The organism is Williamsia herbipolensis (assembly GCF_036153515.1).
In the GTDB taxonomy this organism is placed as follows: domain Bacteria; phylum Actinomycetota; class Actinomycetes; order Mycobacteriales; family Mycobacteriaceae; genus Williamsia_A; species Williamsia_A herbipolensis.
On the sequence record NZ_CP108021.1, the window covers coordinates 555,034 to 575,569 of the forward strand.

Consider the following 20,536-nt stretch of genomic DNA (forward strand, 5'->3'; position numbering starts at 1 on the left):
ACACAGGGCACACTGGACCCTCGTGGGAACTCAACTGTTCGTCGGCGGACACATCTATTCGCCGGTCTCCCCGGACGCGACCGCGATGGCCGTCACCGACGGCGTCATCTCCTGGATCGGGTCCGACCGCGTCGGTCGCGCCCTGCACCCCGACGCCGAGATCGACGATCTCGCGGGCGCTTTCGTCGCCCCGGCGTTCGTGGACTCCCACGTCCACCTCACCTCGACGGGCCTGTCGCTGGCCGGACTGGACCTCTCGGAGGCGACGAGCCGGGCCGAGTGCCTCGAACTGTTGCGCACGCACGCCACCGACACCCCTGGCGGTGACCTCATCTGGGGTCTCGGATGGGACGACTCGCAGTGGACCGATCACGCCAGCCCCACCACCGACGAGGTGGACGCCATCGTCGGTGACCGCCCCGTCTACCTCGCGCGCATCGACGAACACTCCGCGGTGGCCTCCTCGGCGCTGCGGTTGATCGCGGCCGGCGTCGACGAGGCCCACGGGTACGACCCTCAACAGCCGCTCACCGCCGAGGCACACCACCTGGTCCGCGGCGCCGCGCGCGAGCTCCTGACGCCCACCCAGCGTCGTCGCGCCCAGTTGCGCGCACTCGACGAGGCCGTGGCGCACGGCGTGGTGATGGTCCACGAGAACGGCGGCCCCGACATCAGCGGGCTCAACGACTTCGCCGCGATAGCCGAACTCGACCACCCGGTCGGCGTACGGCGGCTCTGGGGTCAGGCCGTGGCGACCGCCGACGATGCCCGTGCGCTGATGCACGCCACCGGAGCCGACGGACTCGCCGGTGACCTGTTCATCGACGGTGCCATCGGATCGCACACGGCGTGGCTGTGTCACGCCTACTCCGACGACCCCGACAACCACGGCGTCGACTATCTCGACCACGACACCGTCCTGGCGCACCTGCGGGCCTGCACCGAGGCCGGCGTCCAGGCCGGCTTCCACCTCATCGGCGACGGGGCCACGGCATGCGTCGTCAGCGCGTTCACCACACTCATCGACGAGATGGGGTCGGCGGCGGTCGCGCGGTGCGGTCACCGCATCGAGCACGCCGAGATGGTCGACGCCGCCGCCGCCGAGGTGCTCGCGCGGGCGGGCGTCACCGCCAGCATGCAACCGATCTTCGACGCCCTGTGGGGCGGACCGGGTGACCTCTACGAACAGCGGCTGGGGCTGCCGCGCGGCACCACCCTGAACGATTTCGCCGCGCTGGCACGCGCCGGGGTCACCCTCGCCTTCAGCTCCGACGCCCCGGTCACCGCGATCCACCCCTGGGAGCAGATCCGCGCCGCCGTCCACCACCACAACCCCCGCAACGCGGTGTCGCCGCGCGCCGCGTTCGCGGCCTGCACCCGGGGCGGGTGGCGCGCGGCCGGCGAGACCGATCGCGACCGCGGCACCCTTGTGCCGGGCGCACCCGCCGACTACGCCGTGTGGGAGGTGGGGGAGATGGTCACCGCCGGGTCCTCGGACAGCGTCGCCCGCTGGTCGACCGATCCCCGGTCACGCGTTCCCGCCCTGCCCGATGTCACCCCCGGCGTCGATCTGCCGGTGTGCCTGCGCACGGTGCGCGCGGGCGAGGTCATCTACCGCAGGCCCGTCTGATGACCCGAGCACCGGTGATCCGGACTTGGCTGATCCGGACGGGGACCGCCGCCGCCGGTGGTGTCGCGATGTGGGCGTCGTTCCCGCCGCGCAACCTCTGGTTCTTCGGCGTCGTCTCGCTCGGCCTGCTGTACGCGGCGCTCGCCGTGGACCGGCCCGGCGTCCGGATGGGCACCTGGTGCGGCTTCGTGTGGGGCGCCGCCTTCTGGCTACCGCTGCTGCCGTGGATCGGGGTCTACGTCGGCCCGTTGCCATGGGTCGCGTTGTCGATCGTCCTCGCGCTCTACCTCGCGCTGTTCGGTGCGATCGCCACGCTCACGATGCGTCTGGGCGTCGCACCGCTGTGGTTCGCCCTGTGCTTGGTGACCGTCGAGTGGGCACGATCGTCGTTCCCTTTCGGGGGTTTCCCCTGGGGCGCAACCGCCTTCGGACAGGTCGACAGCCCACTGACCTCGGTCGCGGCCCTGGGCGGGGTACCCGGCCTGTCGTTCGTCGTCGCACTCACCGGCGCGGGTGTCGCCGCCGTGGTCATCCTCGCGATCACCCGCCCGCAGGCCATGCGGATGCGGTTGTCCGGCGCAGTCGCCGCACTGTTGGTGGGACCGATCGCCGCCGCCGCGATGTGGCCGTCGGTGCACGCCGCGAACACACCCGCCGACCGCCCCGGGTCGACGCTCACCGTGGCCGCCATCCAGGGCAACGTGCCGCGGTTGGGTCTCGACTTCAACTCCCAGCGCCGCGCGGTCCTCGACAACCACGTCGCCGAGACGTTGCGGCTGGCCGACGCGATCCGCGCCGGCACCCAGCCACGACCCGACGTCGTGTTGTGGCCGGAGAACGCCTCCGACATCGATCCGCTCGACAACTCCGACGCCGCCGAGGAGATCACCGCGGCCTCGCGCGCGGTGGGCGCGCCGATCCTCGTGGGCACCCTGATCGACAACGCCGACGGACGGCCCACCAACACCGTCCTGGTGTGGGACGGGGCGAACGGTCCGATCGGGCGCTACGACAAGCACATCGTGCAGCCGTTCGGCGAGTACCTGCCGTGGCGGTCGTTCTTCCGCCACTTCTCCTCCTACGCCGACAAGGCCGGCAACTTCCGCGCCGGCACCGGCAGCACGGCACTGACCGTCCCGGTCACGGGGACCGACGGTTCGGTGCGGGTCGGCGTGTCGACCTGTTGGGAGGTCGCCTTCGACCGCTCGGCGCGGTCAGCGGTCGACGCCGGGGCCCAGTTCCTCTACGTGCCGACCAACAACGCCACGTTCGGCCGCACCCAGATGACCTACCAGCAGCTCGCGATGTCGCAGATCCGGGCCGTCGAGCACGGGCGCGCGGTGGCGGTCGCGGCGACGAGCGGCATCAGCGCGATCGTGGCGCCCGACGGGCATGTGACCTCCCGCACCGAGTTCTTCGCCCCCGGCACACTGGTCTCGACGATCCCGCTGCACGTGAACCGCACCCCGGCGACGCGCGCCGGGGCGATCCCGCAGGCCGTGCTCGTCGCGTTGACGGTCATCGGGTTTTTGGTCGCGCTGGTCCGGCGTATTAAGTTGGGCGAACATGTGCGCGCCGAGACCTCGCGCGACGAACCGCTGACCACCGCGGTATCGACGGGGTCGAGCGGCGAGCAGACCTGAGTCGAAGGAGACCCATGGATTCGCGGACCCCGCAGGGCCACGGCCCGTCCGGCGCCCCTGATCCGTCGGGCGTCCCTGATCCGTCCCGCCCGGTCGGCGCCGACGGCGCCGGCACACTCGTGATCATCCCGACCTACAACGAGCGGGAGAACCTGCCGCTCATCATCGGCCGTCTGCATGCGTCCCTGTCGGCGGCGCACGTCCTCGTCGTCGACGACGGCAGCCCCGACGGCACCGGTGCACTGGCCGACGAGCTGGCGTCGGCGGACGCCGACAACCGGATCCACGTCATGCACCGCGCGGAGAAGAGCGGCCTCGGTGGCGCCTACATCGCCGGGTTCGGATGGGGCCTCGAGCGCGACTACGCCGTGCTGGTGGAGATGGACGCCGACGGCAGCCACGCGCCGGAGCAGCTGCACCGGCTGCTCGACGGGATCAATGCCGGTTCCGACCTCGTCATCGGGTCCCGGTACGTCGCCGGGGGATCACTGGTGAACTGGCCGAAGCGGCGCAAGCTGCTGTCGCAGGGCGCGAACACCTACTCGCGGCTGGCGCTCGGCGTGCGCGTACGTGACATCACCGCGGGGTATCGCGCCTACCGCCGCGCGGTGTTGGAGAAGATCGACATCGCGTCGGTCGATTCCCACGGCTACTGCTTCCAGATCGACCTCGCCTGGCGCACGATCCAGGCGGGTTTCACGGTCAGCGAGGTGCCGATCACGTTCACCGAGCGCCAGATCGGCGAATCGAAGATGAGCGGTGACGTGATCGGTGAGGCGTTCTTCAAGGTGTTCGAGTGGGGCATGAAGCACCGACTCGAGAAGGCAGGCATCCGCCGGTCGTGACCGACCGGCGGATGCGACCTCCCGGGGTCTAGGTGGTGACGCCGCGGCGACGCTGCTTGAGCAGGTCCATCCGCTCTGTCAACAGCTCTTCCAGCTCGGCCTCGCTGCGACGCTCGAGCAGCATGTCCCAGTGGGTGCGCGGCGGCTTGACCTTCTTCTCGTCGGGCTCGGCGCCCTCGAGGATGGTGCCCTCCATGCCGTTCTTGCACGGCCACTTCGAGGGGATCTCGGCGTCGTCGGCGAACGGGACGTCGAACAGTTCGCCGTTGTCGGTGCGGTATTGCACGATGCGGCGGGGTGCCAGGTCGTGGTCGCGGTCGGTCTCGTAGCTGACCGCGCCCAGTCGGCTACCTCGGAGTACTCGATCTGCCATGGTGTCGTCCTCTCTGCTGTGGACTCGTCGACCGGGGATGCGGCGATCGGTGCGCGCAGCCGCCGGGACGTCGGGCCGACCGGGCTGCCGCGGATCGGCACCGGTCGCCTGCGAGCCAGAACACCGCAATGCTACCCGCCATTCCCATACCGGTCACATGCCGCGACACCGTCGGATCGCCCGCCGACGGTGCACAGCCCGTCTGGTCACCACCGGTACGCTGCGCTGATGGATTCCGAGCGTCGGCGGCGCCCCTACGCCTGCGCGTGGTGCGGCCGACCGGTGGTCGATTCCGAGACCGGCCGGCGCCGCAAGTACTGCAAACGTGCGTGCCGTCAGCGCGCCTACGAACAACGAGCCGCGGTCGGCGGAAGTGCGGTGCCCGCCGATGCGGTGATCCTGTCGAGCACCGAGGCCACCGAACTGGTCGACCGGCTGTTCGAGCTGCGGTGCGCCGCCGAGGACGTCGCCACCGCGGTCGCCGAACGCGCGTCGCACGCCGAGCTCGACGACCTCTGCCGCCGGCTGGTGGAGCAGGCCGGCGACGCCGAACGCCTGCGGTGACCGCGAACCGTCAGAGGAAACGCTGGATCTGCTTGGCCGCCTCGCCGGGGTGTCGCGCCGCCATGCCCTCGCCGACGGCCTGCAGCTTCCACCCGCCGTCCCCCCGGAAGACCTTCGCCATCACGATGCCGGTGAACGGCATCCCGCCCGCGAGGGTGTAGCGCGCGAGCTCGGCGCGGTTGGACTGGTCCACCAGACGGCAGAACGCGTTGTCGACCTGCTCGAAGGTCTGCCCCTGGTAGGACGTCACGATGAACAGGATCTGGGTGATCTGCTGAGGGACGCGGGTGAGGTCCACGTCGATCACCTCGTCGTCGCCGTCTCCCTCGCCGGTGAGGTTGTCGCCGTGGTGTTTCACCGAGCCGTCCTTGCTGACCAGCTGTCCGTAGTAGGCGAGGTCGGCGAGCTGTGTACCGGCGAACATCATGGCCGAGGCGTCGAGGTCGATGTTCGACGACCGTCCGCCCCCGAACAGGCCCTTCTTGGTGAGGATCGGATCCCACCCGAGCCCCATGGTGATGCGCGTGAGGGCGACCCCACCGTCCTTCTGCAGGGATACCCGCTGGCCCTTGGTGAGGCTGACCGGTCGGTCCTTGCTGAGGCTGACCTCGCCGGTGGAGGCCGTCGGCCACGGCTGGGCCCCGGTGGGTGCCGCGGCTGCGGGCGGGGCTGGAGGTGCGGGCGGGGGAGTCGCGGGGGCCGGACGACTGTAGGACACCGACGGGGTCGGGGCGGCCGGGGGCGGCGTCGGCGCGGCGGGCGGTGTCGGGGCAGTCGGTGTAGGGGCGTCGTCCACCGACACGCCGTGGTCGGTGACCAGTGCCGCGAAACCTCCGGCGTACCCCTGTCCGACGGCACGGACCTTCCAGTCCGCGCCGCGGCGGTACACCTCGAGCGCGATGACGATCGACTCCGACGACAGGCCGTCGATCCGGTACTCGAACGCGTCGGCGCCACCGGCTCGGACGTGGGCGACCGGCGCCGCGACGGCGCCGAACGTGCCGTTCTCGAGGGTGATCACCGCGCGGATCTGGCTGATGTCGGCGGGTACGGCCGACAGGTCGAGACGCAGCGTGCCGACACCCGATCCGGCGACGAGGGTGACCCCGGGACCCGACGGCTGGTTGAAGAAGACGAAGTCGGCGTCGGTGCGGACCTTGCCCGCATCGGTGACGAGCAACGCCGACAGATCACCCGCAGTGGCCAGGTCGATCGAGATCTCCACGTCGGTGGACCCGAGCGGCCCGTTCTGTCCCTTGGTCAGCGTCGTTGCCATCAGTAGCGGTCCTGTTCGTCGAGGTCGTTGTGCGGCGCAACCGGCGTCACCGCGATGGCGCCGGGTCGGTGCGGGTCCAGACGAGCAGCGTCTCGAGGATCTCCGCCGAGGCGGCGATCCCGGAACTGCTCGTAACGGACAACGACGGGTGGTGCCACGAGAGTTCCTGCAGCTCGCCGTGGCGTGGGCGGATCGACCGGTCGGCGGCGACGAGCATCGACGTGTCCAGCACCCCGTCGCCGGCGGCGAACACACGTCGTGGCCGGTCGGACAGGTATCGCTCGCCGATGGCCTCGATGGCCGACGCCTTGGTGAGGGGGTCGGGAACCACGTAGATCTTGCGGCCCTGGCGTGACACGTTCCATCCACGCTGTTCGGCCCACGTCCGCCAGCGCGACACCAGGTCATCGGGCATCGACGGGAGGTCGACCACGGCGTAGCAGAACAGTCCGTCGGCGATGCGCAGGTTCGTGAGCCACGTCGGTTCGGAGTCGGCGGCGAGATGGTCGTACACCTCGTCCACAGGTGCGCACGCGGTGCTCAGACGTTTCTCGACCTCGGTGCGCCACGCCGGGTCGGCGACACCGTCGAGAAGGATCTCGCCGCCGTTGGCCGCCACGGCGTATCGCGGCCGCCGGCCGGGGTCGAGGGGGAGGTCGACGCGGCGGAACTGCTCGACACTGCGTGTCGTCGTCGGGACCACGACGGCGAGCGTGTCGAGTTCGGCGAGCAGGTCGACCGCCGCCGGTGACATGAACGACTGCGGCGCACCGCGGTAGAGCTCGACGCACCGGAACTCCGCCATCGCGAGCGGGTCGTCGGGGTCGGCCACCCCGGCCGCGGCCGCGGAGTAGATCAGGGTGCGGTCGAGATCGGTCGCGATCAGATCCGTCGGACCGACGGTGGTCATCGCAGCTCCTTGATGAGGCCCATGCAGGCATAGGCGAGGTCGTCGACGACCTCGACCGGGACGTCCCGGCTCTGCGCCAGGGCCAGGATGTGGCGTAGCTCGGGCGCGTCGGGGTCGCGGACGAGAACCCGCCAGGGCACACGCCGCAACAGCACCCGGGTGGTCTCCCCGACACCGGGTTTGACGAAGTTGACCGAACTGATGCCGTAGCGCTGCGCGATCTCGGCGACCGACCGCCACCCGGTCCACGTCGGCGTCCGATCCGAACCCTGCACCGACGCGACGGCGGCGTCCACCCCCGCGGCGACGGCGGCGTAGCGTCCGGACACCGTGTCCAGCAACAGGTTCGACACGTCCGAATCGGCGAGATCGGCGTAGAACTTCGCACCGTGGTAGTCCCGCGGACCGATCAGGTCGGCGTTGAGCACGGTGCGCGAGACCAGGCCGGACACCGTCGAGTTCAGGCACGCCGAGGCGATGAGGAAGTCCTCACGCGTGCCGAAGGTCCGCACGCAGTGGCCCGGGTCGGCGAGCACCGCGAGGTCGGGGTCGAAACGCGGTCCACCGCCCGCGGCCACGACCTCGAGCGCTTCGGCGAGCTCTCTCGCGATCGCGCCCTTGCCCGTCCACCCGTCGACGAACACCACCGACGCCGGATCGTGGTGAGCCGCGATGTGTTCGAGGGCCACGGGATCGATGCCGCGGTCGCGGACGATCGACACGGCGTAGTGCGGGAGATCGAGACCGTGTCGGTGTCGTGCCCAGCGGCGCATCAGGATCCCGATCGGGGTTCCGGCCCGTGCCAGCGACGCGAACACGATGTCGGATCCGCGTTCGGCCAGGACGAGTTCGGTGACGACCGCGACGGCGGTCGCGAGGGTGTCGGCGGTGTCGGCCAGCACGGTCGCGAACAGTTCGCGGTAGGCGGCATCCGGTTGGAACTCGACGGGCAGTGATTCGGCGTAGTGCGCGGTGCCGGCCTGTATCGCCCTCTCGCGCTGGGTGATGTCGGCCTCGAGTTCGCGGTCGGAGAGGTCGGTGAGCAACCAGGCCACCTCGTCGTCGGCGTAACTGCCGAAGGTCGGTCCGTACAGCGGATCCGGTGTCGTCACGAATCGCTCCGGGCTCGCGCGAGTGCGACGAAATCGGTGGCGCCGACGACGGCGACGAGCAGCGCACGCCCCGCCGCCGTGAGAGCCGCGACCACGCCGTCGGGGGACATCAGCTCCGCGGTGTCGGCGGGGGTGTCGACCACCAGCACCCGTTGGGTCCCGGGCTCGCCGGCGGCGGCGTTGTAGAGGTGTCGTCGCGTCGCGTCGCCCGACCATCGCGCCTCCGGGGCGAGGAACTCCATCCCGTGACGCAGCGGATAGCCGGGGTGGTCGAACACATGGGCCGGTGACCGTGTCGTCGTCTGCGAGCGCACATCCCAGCCACGCTGCTCCAGGTCGGCGGCGATGCGCAGCGGGAGGTACATCAGTTCCTCGTGCCCGATCACCACCACCGGTGCATCGGCGTCGAGGCGTTCGGCGAGGGCGTCGGCAGCCAGTCGGACGTGGTCGGCGAACGCGGGCTCGTCGCCGACGAGGAAGCCGTGCCTGCCACCGTCGGGCACCGACGCCGACCAGGGGATCACGACGGTGTCGACCGGACCCGACGGTGCGCCCGCCGCACGCGGCGACGCATCGGGTGCGGGAAGGGCGAGGACGCGGTCGACCAGATCGGCGGGGATCTCGGCCCGCCCACGAGCCAGGCTGACGAACGCGACGTCGACACCGAGGTCGAGGGCGGCGGCAGCGCACCGAGCCCGGTCGTCGTCGGAGCGCATGTCGACCAGCGACGCCACCACGTAGACCTCGCGGGGGACCACGGCCTGCAGCGACGCGATCGCGTCGAGAGCGGTGTCGCCGGTGGATATCTCGTCGTCGACGAGCACGAGCGGACCGGGCCCTGCGATCAGGTCTGCGTCGGTCGGGGAGATCCTGTGGTCGGTCGCGTGGGAGTGACCCTCGGTGAACGTCGCGAACACCGGTGTCTGCGGATGTGTCCGCCGGGTGGAGTGCAGGTAGACCGCCGCGGCCATCCGGTGCGCCACGCAGTGACCGAGACCTGTTGCGGTCTCGGCGAACCCGAACACCGTGATGTCGGCGTCGAGGCCCCGCCGGGACAGCTCGGCGGTCGCGAGATCGGCGAGGTCGTCGGCCGCACGCAGGATCGCCGAGGGTGCGACCGGGATGTGCTTGCCCAGCACCGTCGACACCCACAGGTGCGCCCGGCGCGGGTTGCGCCGGAGACCCGGCACGATCAGCTCGTCGACGGTGTGCCCGCCCGAGGACTCCACGTGGTGTGCGCGGAGCCCGAGGTGGGTCTCGGCCCACCACCGATCGCTCACCGGTCCACCACGGCCGTCAGCAGTTCGATGACCCCGACCTCGGGGCGGGTCACCCCGAACACCGTCGCCCGGGTCAACGTCCGGATCGCCCAGTTGCGGTGCGGTCGACGCTCGTTCATCTTGTTGCGGTACTCCGACGGCAGCACTCCACCGACGTCGGCGGCCGGCGTGCCCACGGCGTCGACGGCGTCGGTGACCGACTGTGTGGCCCCGCCGGCACCGACGTCGGCGAGGTCTCGCTCGGAGATGTTGAGAACGGCGAGGGCGTCGACGAACTCCTCGTGCGACACCGCGCAGACCGAGTGGACGACGTTGACGTGGGTGGGGTGGATGACCGTCTTGCCCTGGAGGCCGTTGGCGCGGTCGAGCACGAGCTCCCGCAGCAGTCCGTCGAGATCCCGGCTGACCAGGCGGTTGCGGAACCGTACCGCATCGATCTCCCGAAACGGAGTGTTGCGCAACAGCGGTCGGAACATGCGTTCGTGTGCGTTGTAGTACTCCCACACCGGACCGGTGATGATGAACCCCGTTCCGTCGCGGCGCCCGAGCACGTTGACGATCGACGCGATGACCGACGCGACCGGGTGGACGTCGTAGATGGTGAGGTCGGGATCGCGACGGATGCCGAACGCGCCGCTGAGGTCGGTCGCGCCGATCCGCACCGCCAGGATCACCGATCGGTACGCGTCGAGCAGCTCGGCGATGGCGTGCAGCTCCTCGGATCGGGTCTCGAGGTGCAGGACCCGTGGGGTCTCGATGATCGGCATCGCCCGCAGCCGGTGGGGGCGGGTGGTGTTGGCCGCCACGATCGGGTCGAGGAACGACCGACCGGTGTCGGCGGAGAACTTCGGCAGGACGAACCCGGCGAGCGTGTCGGTGTCGGCGGCGATCGCGTCGAGGACCTCGTCGATCTGTCCGGGGTGACGCACGCGGACGAAGACCATCGACACCGACGGCCGCGCCGACAACGCGTCGAGCGTCGACACGATCGCGGCGACGCCCGACTGCACGTCCTCGTCGGGGACGGCGTCCTCGAGATCGATCACCACCGACACCGAGCCGGCGGCACCGGCGCGCACGATGAGATCGGCGAGATTGTCGCGCACGGCGGGGATGTACAGCGTCGCCCCCAGCGCGGTGGACACGAGATCGACGTCGCCGTCGATCGCGACCGCACGAGGACGTCGGTGGAACAGGCGCTCGGATTCCGACGACGACAGCATCGGGAAGTGGGTGACGGTGCGGTGACCGGCCGCGTTCACCGGCGCCCCTCGCCCTTCATCTTCGCGACCGTCTCGGCGACGAACCCCGACACCGAGGTCAGCTCCTGCACGTAACCCCAGTAGTCGGGGTGCGTGCCGACCAGCGCCGCGGTGGCACGTTCGACACGCGCCGCGGCGGCATCGAGCACCGACCCCCAGCGCGGGACCAGGCGGCGGTCGACCGCCAGGAGCTGAGCGTCACGGATGGCGAAACGGACGTCGGCCTCGAGGCGACGCGGATCGGCCCGCACGTCGCGCAGCAGCGCGAGGCGGTCGGTGACGCCGTCGACGAACCCCTCGGCGTCGGCGAGGCGACCGCGGGCCGACGCGACGCGCTCGGCGGCGGCATCGGGGTCACCGGCGAGCAGCTCGGTCGCGGCGTCGATGAAGTGGTCGGCCGATCGGAGTGCCTCGTCCCCGCGGCGGTCGTCGCCGACCAGATCCTCCGAGCAGGCCGCAGAGAACTCCCGGAGCAGAGCCGAATACGCCTGGGGGAGTCGCTGGGCGCGGGTGGCGACCGCCGACCGGCGGGTCCGCACCGAGGCCAGGGCCCTGCGGACCTCCTCGGCGCGACCGGGCGCCTCCACCACCGCCGCACGCAGGTCGGCGACCGCCGAGGCGAGATCGGCGGTGGCGTTGTGGATCACCGATGACTCGCCGGCTGTGCGCGCACGGTCGAAGGCGTCGCGGGCGCGGGCGTGCTCGGCCACGGCGGCCCGGATCGACGAGTAGTCCCGCAGATGCGGGTCGAGCGCCCCGACCGCGTCGACCGCGGCGTCCGACGCCCGCGCGGTCGCCCCCGCCTGATCGGGGACGGCGGCACGTACGGCCCGGGCGTTCTCGATGGCGGTGGAGTGCGCGGTGTAGAAGCGATCGAGGTCGGCGATGGCGGTGCGCAGCGCCTCGGAGCACTGCCGGTACTCGCTCTCCGACACCAGGCCCGTCCCGGCGGCCGGGAGCTCGGTCGACTGCCCGCTCAGCCGCAGATACCAGTCGATGGAGGCGTAGACCGACGCACGGACCGGCTCGAACTCCCGGGTCAGGGAGCGATCGGTCGCGAGGTCGGCGGCGGCGTCGACACCCTCGGCGATGATGGACAGCCGCTGGTCGAGTGCGAGGAAGTCGCGGACCATCGCCTCGCGGGGTCCGTCGAGGGGCGCGGGCGCCGTCGATCTCGGCGTGGGGGTGCCGCCCGCACGCGGAGCGCGTCGAAACCAGCCACTGACCACGAGCGCGATCGTACTGGCCCGTCCGTTTCGACACGTCCCGCCGTACGCGGGCGGCGCTCGGGAACGCCACGCGCATGCCGTCCGTTGCCCCGGTGGATCCCTCGCACGGTTTGTCGGATCTCACGTACGGTTACCCACAGAATGACCACTGAAGAAAGGGACTGACATGGGCGTCAGCTTGAGCAAGGGCGGCAACGTTTCTCTCACCAAGGAGGCACCGAACCTCACGGCGGTGTCGGTGGGTCTGGGCTGGGACATCCGCACCACCACCGGTACCGATTTCGACCTCGACGCCAGTGCGATCGCCGCCGGCACCGACAAGAAGGTGTTGTCGGACAAGCACTTCGTCTTCTTCAACAACCTGACCTCCCCCGACGGCTCCATCGAGCACCTCGGCGACAACCTCACCGGTGAGGGCGAGGGCGATGACGAGGTCATCAAGGTCAACCTCTCGGCGGTGCCGCCGGAGGTCGACTCCATCGTCTTCCCCGTCTCGATCTACGACGCAGACTCGCGGTCGCAGTCGTTCGGTCAGGTCCGCAACGCGTTCATCCGCGTGGTCGACCAGTCCAACAGCAAGGAGCTCGCGCGCTACGACCTCTCCGAGGACGCCTCCACCGAGACGGCCATGGTCTTCGGTGAGCTCTACCGCTCGGGATCGGAATGGAAGTTCCGTGCGGTCGGCCAGGGGTATGCCTCGGGACTCGCCGGGATCGCACGCGACTACGGTGTGAACGTCTGACACGCTAGCCCCCTTCGAAAGGCTTCCCCTCGTGGTTGTTCGCACCTTCGGGATCTCGATCCTGGTGACCATCGCCTCTCTGGTGGTGGCGTTCATCTACGGCAGCTGGGAAGCGGTGGCACTGTGCGCCATCCTCGGTGTGCTCGAGGTCTCGCTCTCCTTCGACAACGCGGTCATCAACGCGACCGTGCTCGAGAAGATGAGCGAGTTCTGGCAGAAGATGTTCCTCACGGTCGGCATCATCATCGCCGTCTTCGGCATGCGGCTCCTGTTCCCGCTCGTGATCGTCTGGGTCACGGCGGGACTGGATCCGGTCCGGGCGTTCGATCTGGCCATGAACCCGCCCGCGGGTGGCGCCGAGAACTTCGCCGACGGCAGCCCGAGCTACGAGAAGATCCTCACCGACGCCCATCCGCAGATCGCCGCGTTCGGCGGGATGTTCCTGTTCATGCTGTTCCTGAACTTCATCCTCGCCGAACGCGACACCAAGTGGTTGTCGTGGTTCGAGAAGCCGTTGGCGGCGATCGGCAAGCTCGACGCGCTCTCGGTGATCATCGCCGGTGGCAGCCTGACGCTGGTCGCGGAGTTCCTCGCCGACGACCAGCACCGCGCGACGATCATGATCGCCGGCGTGCTGGGCATGATCACCTACATCGCCGTCGACGGTCTCGGCTCGCTGTTCCACACCGAGCAACTCGAGGAAGACCACGAACGCGATGTCGCGTCACGGGCCGCCGGTGGGCCGTCGACCCTGGTGAAGGCGACCGGCAAGGCCGCGTTCTTCCTGTTCCTCTACCTCGAGGTGCTCGACGCGTCGTTCTCCTTCGACGGCGTCATCGGCGCATTCGCCATCACCGCCGACCCGATCATCATCGCTCTGGGTCTCGGCTTCATCGGCGCGATGTTCGTGCGCTCGATCACCGTGTTCCTGGTGCGACAGGGGACCCTCGCCGAGTACCGGTATCTCGAACACGGCGCCCACTGGGCGATCGGCGCCCTGTCGGTGATCCTGTTCATCTCGATCGAGTACCACATCAACGAGATCATCACCGGCCTCGTCGGCGTCGCGTTCATCGGCGCGGCCTTCATCAGCAGCGTGATCGCCAACCGACGCGAGGCCGGCGACGACTCGACCCCGCCGGCCGCCGGTGCGCCCGCGGGCGAGATGGCCACCGTCACCGAATGATTCGTCCCCCGTTGCATCGTCGACAGGACGACGTCGACCGGCGGGTAGTGTGCTGTCGGGCCTCGGCGACGGGGACCGATTCGTGAGCGGCCGAGCAGACGGGCAGGGATGGACATGGATCTGTTGAAGTGGAGTCGGCGGCCCGCCGCCGATGTCTCCGCGACGGCGCCCCAGGTGAACGTGATCCGCGGACTCGTCGCCCGGGCGACCACCCCGCTGTTGCCCGACGACTACCTGCATCTGCTCAACCCGCTGTGGTCGGCCCGGGAGCTGCGAGGTCGGATCGTGGCCGTGACCCGCGAGACCACCGACACCGCGACCGTCGAGATCGAGACCGGGTGGGGTTTCTCCCACAACTATCAACCCGGCCAATACGTCGGAATCGGCCTCCAGATCGAGGGCCGCTGGCATTGGCGGTCGTACTCTCTGACCTCTATCGGGGCGACCCGCAAGAAGCGCATCACCATCACGGTGAAGGCCAACCCCGACGGCTTCCTCTCGACGCATCTCGTGGACGGCGTCGCGCCGGGGACGGTCATCCGGCTCGCCGCCCCCAAGGGGGACTTCACGCTGCCGCATCCGGCCCCGCCGTCGATCCTCTTCATCACCGCAGGCAGCGGGATCACCCCGGTCATCTCCATGCTGCGCGGACTGCGGTCCCGCGGCGAGACCCCCGACATCGTCCACGTGCACTCGGCGCCGACCCGCGAGGACGTCATCTTTCTCGCCGAACTCGAGGAGCTCGCTGCCGCCGGTGTCGGCTACACGCTCGACCTGCAACTGACCCGGACCATGGGCAAGGTCGACCTCGGACGCCTCGGTGATCGCGTCGCCGACTGGCAGACGCGATCGACGTGGGCGTGCGGTCCGATCGCGATGCTCGACGACGTCGAACGCACGTGGGGCGCCGCCGGACTCGATGACAACCTGCACGTCGAACGCTTCGCCATCGCCCGTACCGACAAGGGTGGTGAGGGCGGCACGGTCACGTTCACCCGTTCGGGCCGGTCCCTGGAGATCGACGGTGCGACCACGCTGCTCGAGGCAGGGGAGAGCCAGGGTGTGCAGATGCCGTTCGGGTGCCGGATGGGTATCTGCCAGAGCTGCGTGGTGCAGCTGACCGGGGGATACACCCGGGATCTCCGCAACGGGACCGAGAGTCGCGAGGGCGACCGTATCCAGACCTGCATCAGCACCGTCTCGGGCGAGTGCACCATCGACCTGTGACCCCACGAGACAAGCGCAGCCCCGGTCGGTCGGTCGTCGACGCACTGCAATCGGCGCGTCGGTGGGCATCGCGGGTCAACCGCACCGATTCGGTGGTGCGCGCCGCGCGCACCGCGCGACAGGTCGCTCCCGGCGACCTCCCCATTCTCGAGGTGTCCAGCAACCCGACGCGACGCAGTGACCGCATCGCGCGGCTCATCGGCGAGGCCGGGGCCGAGGAACCCAGCGCCCTGAAGGAACTCGGTCTCACCGCGGTGCAGCTCTGGCAGGCGATCGGTGCACGGCGCGCGCCCACCGCGACACCCAGCGAGTTCGTCACCATCCTGTTCACCGACCTCGTCGGCTTCTCCACCTGGGCGCTCGCCGCCGGCGACGACAGGGTCCTCACCCTCCTGCGCCAGGTCAACGCGGCCACCGACGAGGTGGTCACCCGACGCAACGGACGTGTGGTCAAGTCGCTCGGCGACGGCACGATGGCGGTGTTCGTCGACGGCGCCGACGCCATCGAGGCGGCTCACGAGGCGTGCGTCGCCGTCAGCGCGATCACCGTCGACGGCTATCGCCCGGCCCTGCGCGCCGGACTGCACACCGGCAAGCCCCGCAGGGAAGGCGACGACTACCTCGGCGTCGACGTCAACATCGCCGCCCGGGTGGCCGACGCCGCGGCCGGGGGAGAGGTGCTGGCCACCAGTTCCACCCTGGACGCGACGCGCGCCGACAAATACATCATGCGCCGCAGGCGTTTCCGCGCCAAGGGCGCGCCTCGCGACCTGATCGTGTACGCGGTGGTGCCCAGGTACGAGTGATCGCGGCCGACGCCACGTGCGTCGTCAGCCGAGAACACCGCTCCGGTCGGCGCTGGAATAGGTGTAGATCGTCGTCGCAGCACTGATCACGGTGGCGACGAGGAGCATCTGCGGGTTGGTGATGATCAGGCTGATGATGCCGCCGGCGACGGCGCCGACGAAGAACGCGGCGTAGAGCAAAAAGTAGCCGAGCCAGGCGGTGATCGGTCCGCCGCTGATGTGGCGTTCGATTCCCTGCCCCATCTTCACCAGTGTCCCGGTGACGTAACTCAGCGGGATCGACACCTCGCCGTTCTTGCAGAACGACGTGTTGAGCGCGCCGATACCGAAGGCGACGAAGATGATCGGCACGAAATTCAGTTGTGGCGCATCCCATCCCGCCATGAAGAGGTCGACGACCGTCGCGATGGCGAGCGCACCGGTGGTGAGCACCGTGGCACCGTGCGGGTGATTGACCCAGAAATGCCTGCGGCACAACGAGGCAACGACGACACCGGAGACGAACGACAACGTCAGCAGCAGGGCTGCGGTGGCCATCCAGGGCCGACCCTGCAGAAAGCCGAGCGCACCGCGTTCGGCGTTCCCGGTCATGAAGGTGACGAAATACCCTCCGGTCTGGGTGAATGCCGCTGCGCCCACCAGTCCGGCGAGGCCGGCGAGCACCCATGAGAGTCGCGATTCCTTGTCGGCGATCGTGTCCATGTTGCGAGGTTAGCGGCGTTCTCTGAGACCTTCCTGTGACCACCGAGTCGGTTTGTGCGACGTCACGAAACCGGCGATGTGAATTGTGCACATGTTGTGCCGCCGGTCATCTCGGCGTAACACGACGGCGTCGCGTCGACGGGACACTGCGGTCATGCGCATCGTGCAGGTCGCGAACTTCTACGGTCCGCGCTCCGGTGGGCTCCGGACCGCGGTCGACCAACTGGGGCGCGGTTACACCGATCACGGCCACAGTGTCACGGTGATCGTCCCGGGCCGAACGGCGTCGGAGGAGGTCCTCGACTCGGGTGTCGCACGCATCACGGTGCCCGCCATCGGGATCCCCGGCACCGGCGGATATCGCGTCGCCGATCCACGACGGGTGACCGACCTCCTCGTCGGTCTCGCACCGGACGCCCTGGAGGTCTCCGATCGGCTGACGCTGCGTGGGCTCGGCCCCTGGGCGCGCCGCCGCGGCATCGCATCGGTGATGATCAGCCACGAGCGCCTCGACCGCCTCCTGGGGCAGGTGATGCCGGCGCGGTGGGCCCGCGCCGCGGCCGACATCGCCAACGCACGCACGGCGGCGGGGTACGACGCGGTGGTCTGCACCACCGCGTTCGCCCGCGCCGAATTCGACCGGATCGGCGCGACCAACGTCCACCGCGTGCCCCTCGGCGTCGATCTCGACCTGTTCCACCCGCGTCGGCGCAACACCACCACCGTCGACGCCTGGCGGGGCGGTTCCTCGCACCTGCTCGTGCACTGTGGACGTCTGTCGGTGGAGAAGCACGTCGAGCGCAGCATCGACACCTGCGCGGGGTTGATCGGCGACGGAGTCGACGCGCGCCTGGTCATCGCGGGGGACGGCCCGCGCCGGGCCTCGTTGACCCGACGTGCCGCGGGGCTGCCCGTCGAGTTCACCGGGTTCCTCGACAGTCGGACGCGGGTCGCCGAACTGCTCGCCGCCGCCGACGTCGCCCTCGCCCCGGGACCACACGAGACCTTCTGCCTGTCCGCGTTGGAATCGCTCGCCGCGGGGACACCGGTCGTCGCCTCACGCACCTCGGCCGTCGCGGAGATGGTGACCGACCGCTGTGGTGCGATCGCGGGCAACACCACCGGCGAGTTCGCCGACGGTGTGCGGTCGGTGTTCGCGCTGTCGTCGGGTGGACGGATCAGCGCGCGACTGCGTGCCGAGGACTACGGCTGGCCGTCGGCGGTGCAGGGCATGCTCGACGTGCTCGACCCCCGGTCGTGACCGGGGGTCGAGGGCGCGGATCGGTGGTGGAGGACTACTTGGCCAGCGTGAACTGCATGACGTCGATGTAGCCGTTGCGGAAGTAGTCGGCGCACCCGGTCAGGTAGTGGATGTAGGTGTTGTACACGTCCTCCGAGGCGATGCGGATCGCGTCGTCGCGACGCTTCTCCAGCGCGGCCGCCCAGATGTCGAGCGTGCGGGCGTAGTGCTGCTGCAACGGCTGGATCTTCTCGACGGTGAATCCCGCTGCGGTCGACTCGCGCTCGACGTCGTGGGGTTCGGGCAGCTGCCCACCCGGGAAGATCTCGTTGGCGATGAAGCGGGCGAACTGCAGCACCTCGCGGGTGATCGGCAGCCCCTTCTCGCGGATCACGTGCCGGTTGAACGCGACGATCGTGTGCAGCAGCATGCGGCCGTCGGCGGGCAGCAGGTTGTAGGTCTTCTCGAAGAACTGGGGGTAGCGCTCGGCGCGGAAGTGCTCGAAGGCACCGATGCTCACGATGCGGTCGACGGGCTGGTCGAACTCCTCCCAGCCCTGCAGACGCACCTCGGCGGTCCGTCCCTCGGGCGTGGCCTCGGCCAAGGAGGCGTTCACGAGCTCGTACTGGTTCTTGCTCAGCGTGAGTCCGATGACGTTGACGTCGTAGGTCTCCATCGCGCGCTTGATGGTGGTGCCCCAGCCGCAGCCGACGTCGAGCAACGTCATCCCCGGCTCGAGCCCCAGCTTGCCGAGGGAGAGGTCGATCTTCGCGTACTGCGCCTGCTCGAGGGTGTAGTCGTCCTCTTTGAAGTACGCGCAGCTATACATCCGCGACGGGTCGAGGAACAGGTCGAAGAAGTCGTTGGAGAGGTCGTAGTGCGCCTGCACATCCTCGTAGAACGGGTCCAGCTCGGTCATGGGTGCCATCTTCCTTCCGTGGTGTTCCCCCTGATCCACCGGTGCGGAGGATCGTGGCTCGTACGGGCACCTCGGCCGTGGGCTGGGCCGAAATGGTCCGCAGAGCATCGTCGCCGGTCACCTTACCGGTGCGCCAGATCACACCCACGCCGCGGCAGGCGGGGCGGTGGGGCGACCACGGCCCGCGTTCACCGGTAGCGTCGGCCGGAAGGCGGCGGTACACGTCGCCGCACCCCGATGCGAAGGACTCCCACTGTGGCAAGTGTGACCGTGACGGTCGATTCGGACCTGTCCCCGGCCGATGCCTGGGCGCTCGCATCGGACCTGGGTCGTTTCGACGAATGGCTGACGATCTTCGGCGGGTGGCGATCGGAGGTGCCCAGCCGGATCGAGAAGGGCACCTCGGTGAAGTCGCTCATCAAGGTGAAAGGCTTCCGCAACGTGATCAGCTGGACGGTCACGACCTACGACGAGCCCGAACGCATCGGCTTGCGGGGCACCGGTCGGGGCGGGGTGAAGATCGACCTGTCGATGACCGTCGCCGAGGTCGACTCCGGTTCGCGATTCGACCTGACCGCGACCCTGAGCGGAGGCCTGCTCAGCGGTCCGGTCGGCTCCCTGGTCGCCCGCGTCATCGAGTCCGACGTACGGCGGTCGGTCGACAACCTCGCGGCGCTGAGCTCATGAGCGCCCCGTCGATCACCACCATCAACGGTGAGCCCGCCGCCTACCGGGACGTCGGTCGCGGCGAGGTCATCCTGTTGATCCACGGGATGGCCGGGAGCTCGGCCACCTGGCGCGACGTGATCCCGGAGCTCGCGCGCCACCATCGCGTCCTCGCCCCCGACCTGCCCGGTCACGGGGCGTCGGGCAAACCGCGCGGCGACTACTCACTGGGATCGTTCGCGGCCTGGCTGCGTGACCTGCTCGACGAACTGGGGATCGAGAGCGCAACCGTCGTCGGTCAGTCGCTCGGCGGCGGCGTCGCGATGCAGTTCAGCTACCAACACCCCGAGTACTGCCACCGTCTCGCGCTGATCAGCAGCGGCGGCCTCGGGCCCGACGTCAGCTGGACGCTACGGCTGCTCGCCGCCCCCGGTGCGGAGCTGCTGATGCCCGTCATCGCCGCGCCGCCGGTGATCACCGCGGGCAACAAGGTGGCGTCGTGGTTGGGGGAGCGCGGGCTGCGCGCCCCCCGTGCGAACGAGATGTGGCGTGCGCACCGGTCCCTGGGTGACCGGGAGACCCGCGCGGCGTTCCTGCGCACCCTGCGCGCGGTGGTCGACCATCGCGGACAGGCGGTCAGCGCCATGGGCAAACTGCACCTCAACGAGGGGATGCCCACCCTGCTCATCTGGGGTGATGACGACGCCGTGATCCCCGTGGCACATGCGCACGCGGCACACGAGGCGATGCCGGCGAGCCGGCTCGAGATCCTCCCCGGTGTCGGCCACTTCCCACAGGTCGAGGACCCCGATGCGGTGGCGCGTCTGCTCCTGGAGTTCCAACGACAGCCCGCCCGTACGCGGCGCCCGGTCGCGCCGGGCCACCGATCGAGTTAGCCGGGACGGTCGGATCCGCTGCCGCGGG

20 protein-coding genes are annotated in these 20,536 nt (G+C 69.8%); 11 read left to right on the forward strand and 9 right to left on the reverse strand.

Going from position 1 to position 20,536, the window contains the following annotated elements; all coding sequences use genetic code 11:
* Positions 1-22 precede the first annotated feature (22 nt).
* The 3 genes from OG579_RS02525 to OG579_RS02535 are packed head-to-tail and all read left to right on the forward strand — an operon-like array spanning position 23 to position 4,118.
* Positions 23-1,630: an amidohydrolase gene (locus OG579_RS02525; protein ID WP_328857952.1), complete on the forward strand. Its 1,608-nt coding sequence runs from the start codon at positions 23-25 to the stop codon at positions 1,628-1,630.
* Positions 1,630-3,273, forward strand: coding sequence for an apolipoprotein N-acyltransferase (lnt, locus tag OG579_RS02530; protein ID WP_328857953.1), 1,644 nt, complete (start codon positions 1,630-1,632; stop codon positions 3,271-3,273). Before OG579_RS02525 ends, lnt begins: the two co-directional genes overlap by 1 nt.
* A 14-nt stretch (positions 3,274-3,287) precedes the next feature.
* Complete coding sequence (locus OG579_RS02535; RefSeq protein ID WP_328857954.1) at positions 3,288-4,118, forward strand: polyprenol monophosphomannose synthase; 831 nt, start codon at positions 3,288-3,290, stop codon at positions 4,116-4,118.
* A gap of 28 nt (positions 4,119-4,146) precedes the next feature.
* Here OG579_RS02535 and OG579_RS02540 read toward each other — a convergent pair whose 3' ends face one another.
* Positions 4,147-4,491: an RNA polymerase-binding protein RbpA gene (locus OG579_RS02540; protein ID WP_045822805.1), complete on the reverse strand. Its 345-nt coding sequence runs from the start codon at positions 4,489-4,491 to the stop codon at positions 4,147-4,149.
* Between the two features lie 228 nt (positions 4,492-4,719).
* Here OG579_RS02540 and OG579_RS02545 point away from each other — a divergent pair, with 228 nt between their 5' ends.
* Positions 4,720-5,055: a hypothetical protein gene (locus OG579_RS02545; protein WP_328857955.1), complete on the forward strand. Its 336-nt coding sequence runs from the start codon at positions 4,720-4,722 to the stop codon at positions 5,053-5,055.
* Between the two features lie 10 nt (positions 5,056-5,065).
* Here the strand turns inward: OG579_RS02545 and OG579_RS02550 are convergent, their stop codons facing one another.
* The 6 genes from OG579_RS02550 to OG579_RS02575 are packed head-to-tail and all read right to left on the reverse strand — an operon-like array spanning position 5,066 to position 12,124.
* Positions 5,066-6,331: a TerD family protein gene (locus OG579_RS02550; RefSeq protein ID WP_328857956.1), complete on the reverse strand. Its 1,266-nt coding sequence runs from the start codon at positions 6,329-6,331 to the stop codon at positions 5,066-5,068.
* A gap of 46 nt (positions 6,332-6,377) precedes the next feature.
* The gene (locus OG579_RS02555) at positions 6,378-7,241 is read right to left on the reverse strand and encodes an HAD family hydrolase (RefSeq protein ID WP_328857957.1); all 864 of its coding nucleotides are present in this window, start codon (positions 7,239-7,241) and stop codon (positions 6,378-6,380) included.
* On the reverse strand, positions 7,238-8,353 hold the full coding sequence (locus tag OG579_RS02560; RefSeq protein ID WP_328857958.1) for a cysteine protease StiP family protein: 1,116 nt from the start codon (positions 8,351-8,353) through the stop codon (positions 7,238-7,240). The genes OG579_RS02555 and OG579_RS02560 overlap by 4 nt, the downstream gene beginning before the upstream one ends.
* On the reverse strand, positions 8,350-9,633 hold the full coding sequence (locus OG579_RS02565; protein ID WP_328857959.1) for a phosphoribosyltransferase family protein: 1,284 nt from the start codon (positions 9,631-9,633) through the stop codon (positions 8,350-8,352). Before OG579_RS02565 ends, OG579_RS02560 begins: the two co-directional genes overlap by 4 nt.
* Positions 9,630-10,856, reverse strand: coding sequence for an HpcH/HpaI aldolase/citrate lyase family protein (locus tag OG579_RS02570; protein WP_408068793.1), 1,227 nt, complete (start codon positions 10,854-10,856; stop codon positions 9,630-9,632). The genes OG579_RS02565 and OG579_RS02570 overlap by 4 nt, the downstream gene beginning before the upstream one ends.
* 35 nt (positions 10,857-10,891) lie before the next feature.
* On the reverse strand, positions 10,892-12,124 hold the full coding sequence (locus tag OG579_RS02575) for a hypothetical protein (RefSeq protein WP_328857961.1): 1,233 nt from the start codon (positions 12,122-12,124) through the stop codon (positions 10,892-10,894).
* 166 nt (positions 12,125-12,290) lie between these two features.
* Between OG579_RS02575 and OG579_RS02580 the strand changes: the two genes are divergently transcribed.
* The 4 genes from OG579_RS02580 (at position 12,291) to OG579_RS02595 (ending at position 16,085) form a co-directional block, all read left to right on the forward strand.
* Positions 12,291-12,866 (forward strand): TerD family protein, encoded by a 576-nt coding sequence (locus tag OG579_RS02580; RefSeq protein WP_045822810.1) that lies wholly within the window; start codon positions 12,291-12,293, stop codon positions 12,864-12,866.
* 31 nt (positions 12,867-12,897) lie between these two features.
* Entirely contained in the window at positions 12,898-14,052 is a 1,155-nt protein-coding gene (locus OG579_RS02585) for a DUF475 domain-containing protein (RefSeq protein WP_328857962.1), read from the forward strand.
* Positions 14,053-14,166: 114 nt separating this feature from the next.
* Complete coding sequence (locus OG579_RS02590) at positions 14,167-15,279, forward strand: ferredoxin reductase (protein ID WP_328857963.1); 1,113 nt, start codon at positions 14,167-14,169, stop codon at positions 15,277-15,279.
* Positions 15,276-16,085, forward strand: coding sequence for an adenylate/guanylate cyclase domain-containing protein (locus OG579_RS02595; protein ID WP_328857964.1), 810 nt, complete (start codon positions 15,276-15,278; stop codon positions 16,083-16,085). Before OG579_RS02590 ends, OG579_RS02595 begins: the two co-directional genes overlap by 4 nt.
* A 24-nt stretch (positions 16,086-16,109) precedes the next feature.
* Here OG579_RS02595 and OG579_RS02600 read toward each other — a convergent pair whose 3' ends face one another.
* Positions 16,110-16,787: a YoaK family protein gene (locus tag OG579_RS02600; protein ID WP_328857965.1), complete on the reverse strand. Its 678-nt coding sequence runs from the start codon at positions 16,785-16,787 to the stop codon at positions 16,110-16,112.
* A 154-nt stretch (positions 16,788-16,941) separates the two neighbouring features.
* On the opposite strand from OG579_RS02600, the gene OG579_RS02605 reads away from it, so the two are divergent.
* Positions 16,942-18,048 (forward strand): glycosyltransferase, encoded by a 1,107-nt coding sequence (locus OG579_RS02605; protein ID WP_328857966.1) that lies wholly within the window; start codon positions 16,942-16,944, stop codon positions 18,046-18,048.
* 34 nt (positions 18,049-18,082) lie between these two features.
* Here the strand turns inward: OG579_RS02605 and OG579_RS02610 are convergent, their stop codons facing one another.
* On the reverse strand, positions 18,083-18,946 hold the full coding sequence (locus OG579_RS02610; RefSeq protein WP_082080153.1) for a cyclopropane mycolic acid synthase family methyltransferase: 864 nt from the start codon (positions 18,944-18,946) through the stop codon (positions 18,083-18,085).
* A 255-nt stretch (positions 18,947-19,201) separates the two neighbouring features.
* Here OG579_RS02610 and OG579_RS02615 point away from each other — a divergent pair, with 255 nt between their 5' ends.
* Together OG579_RS02615 and OG579_RS02620 are read left to right on the forward strand one after the other, a co-directional pair.
* Entirely contained in the window at positions 19,202-19,633 is a 432-nt protein-coding gene (locus OG579_RS02615) for a type II toxin-antitoxin system Rv0910 family toxin (protein ID WP_045822815.1), read from the forward strand.
* On the forward strand, positions 19,630-20,508 hold the full coding sequence (locus OG579_RS02620; protein WP_328857967.1) for an alpha/beta fold hydrolase: 879 nt from the start codon (positions 19,630-19,632) through the stop codon (positions 20,506-20,508). Before OG579_RS02615 ends, OG579_RS02620 begins: the two co-directional genes overlap by 4 nt.
* Positions 20,509-20,536: the final 28 nt, after the last annotated feature.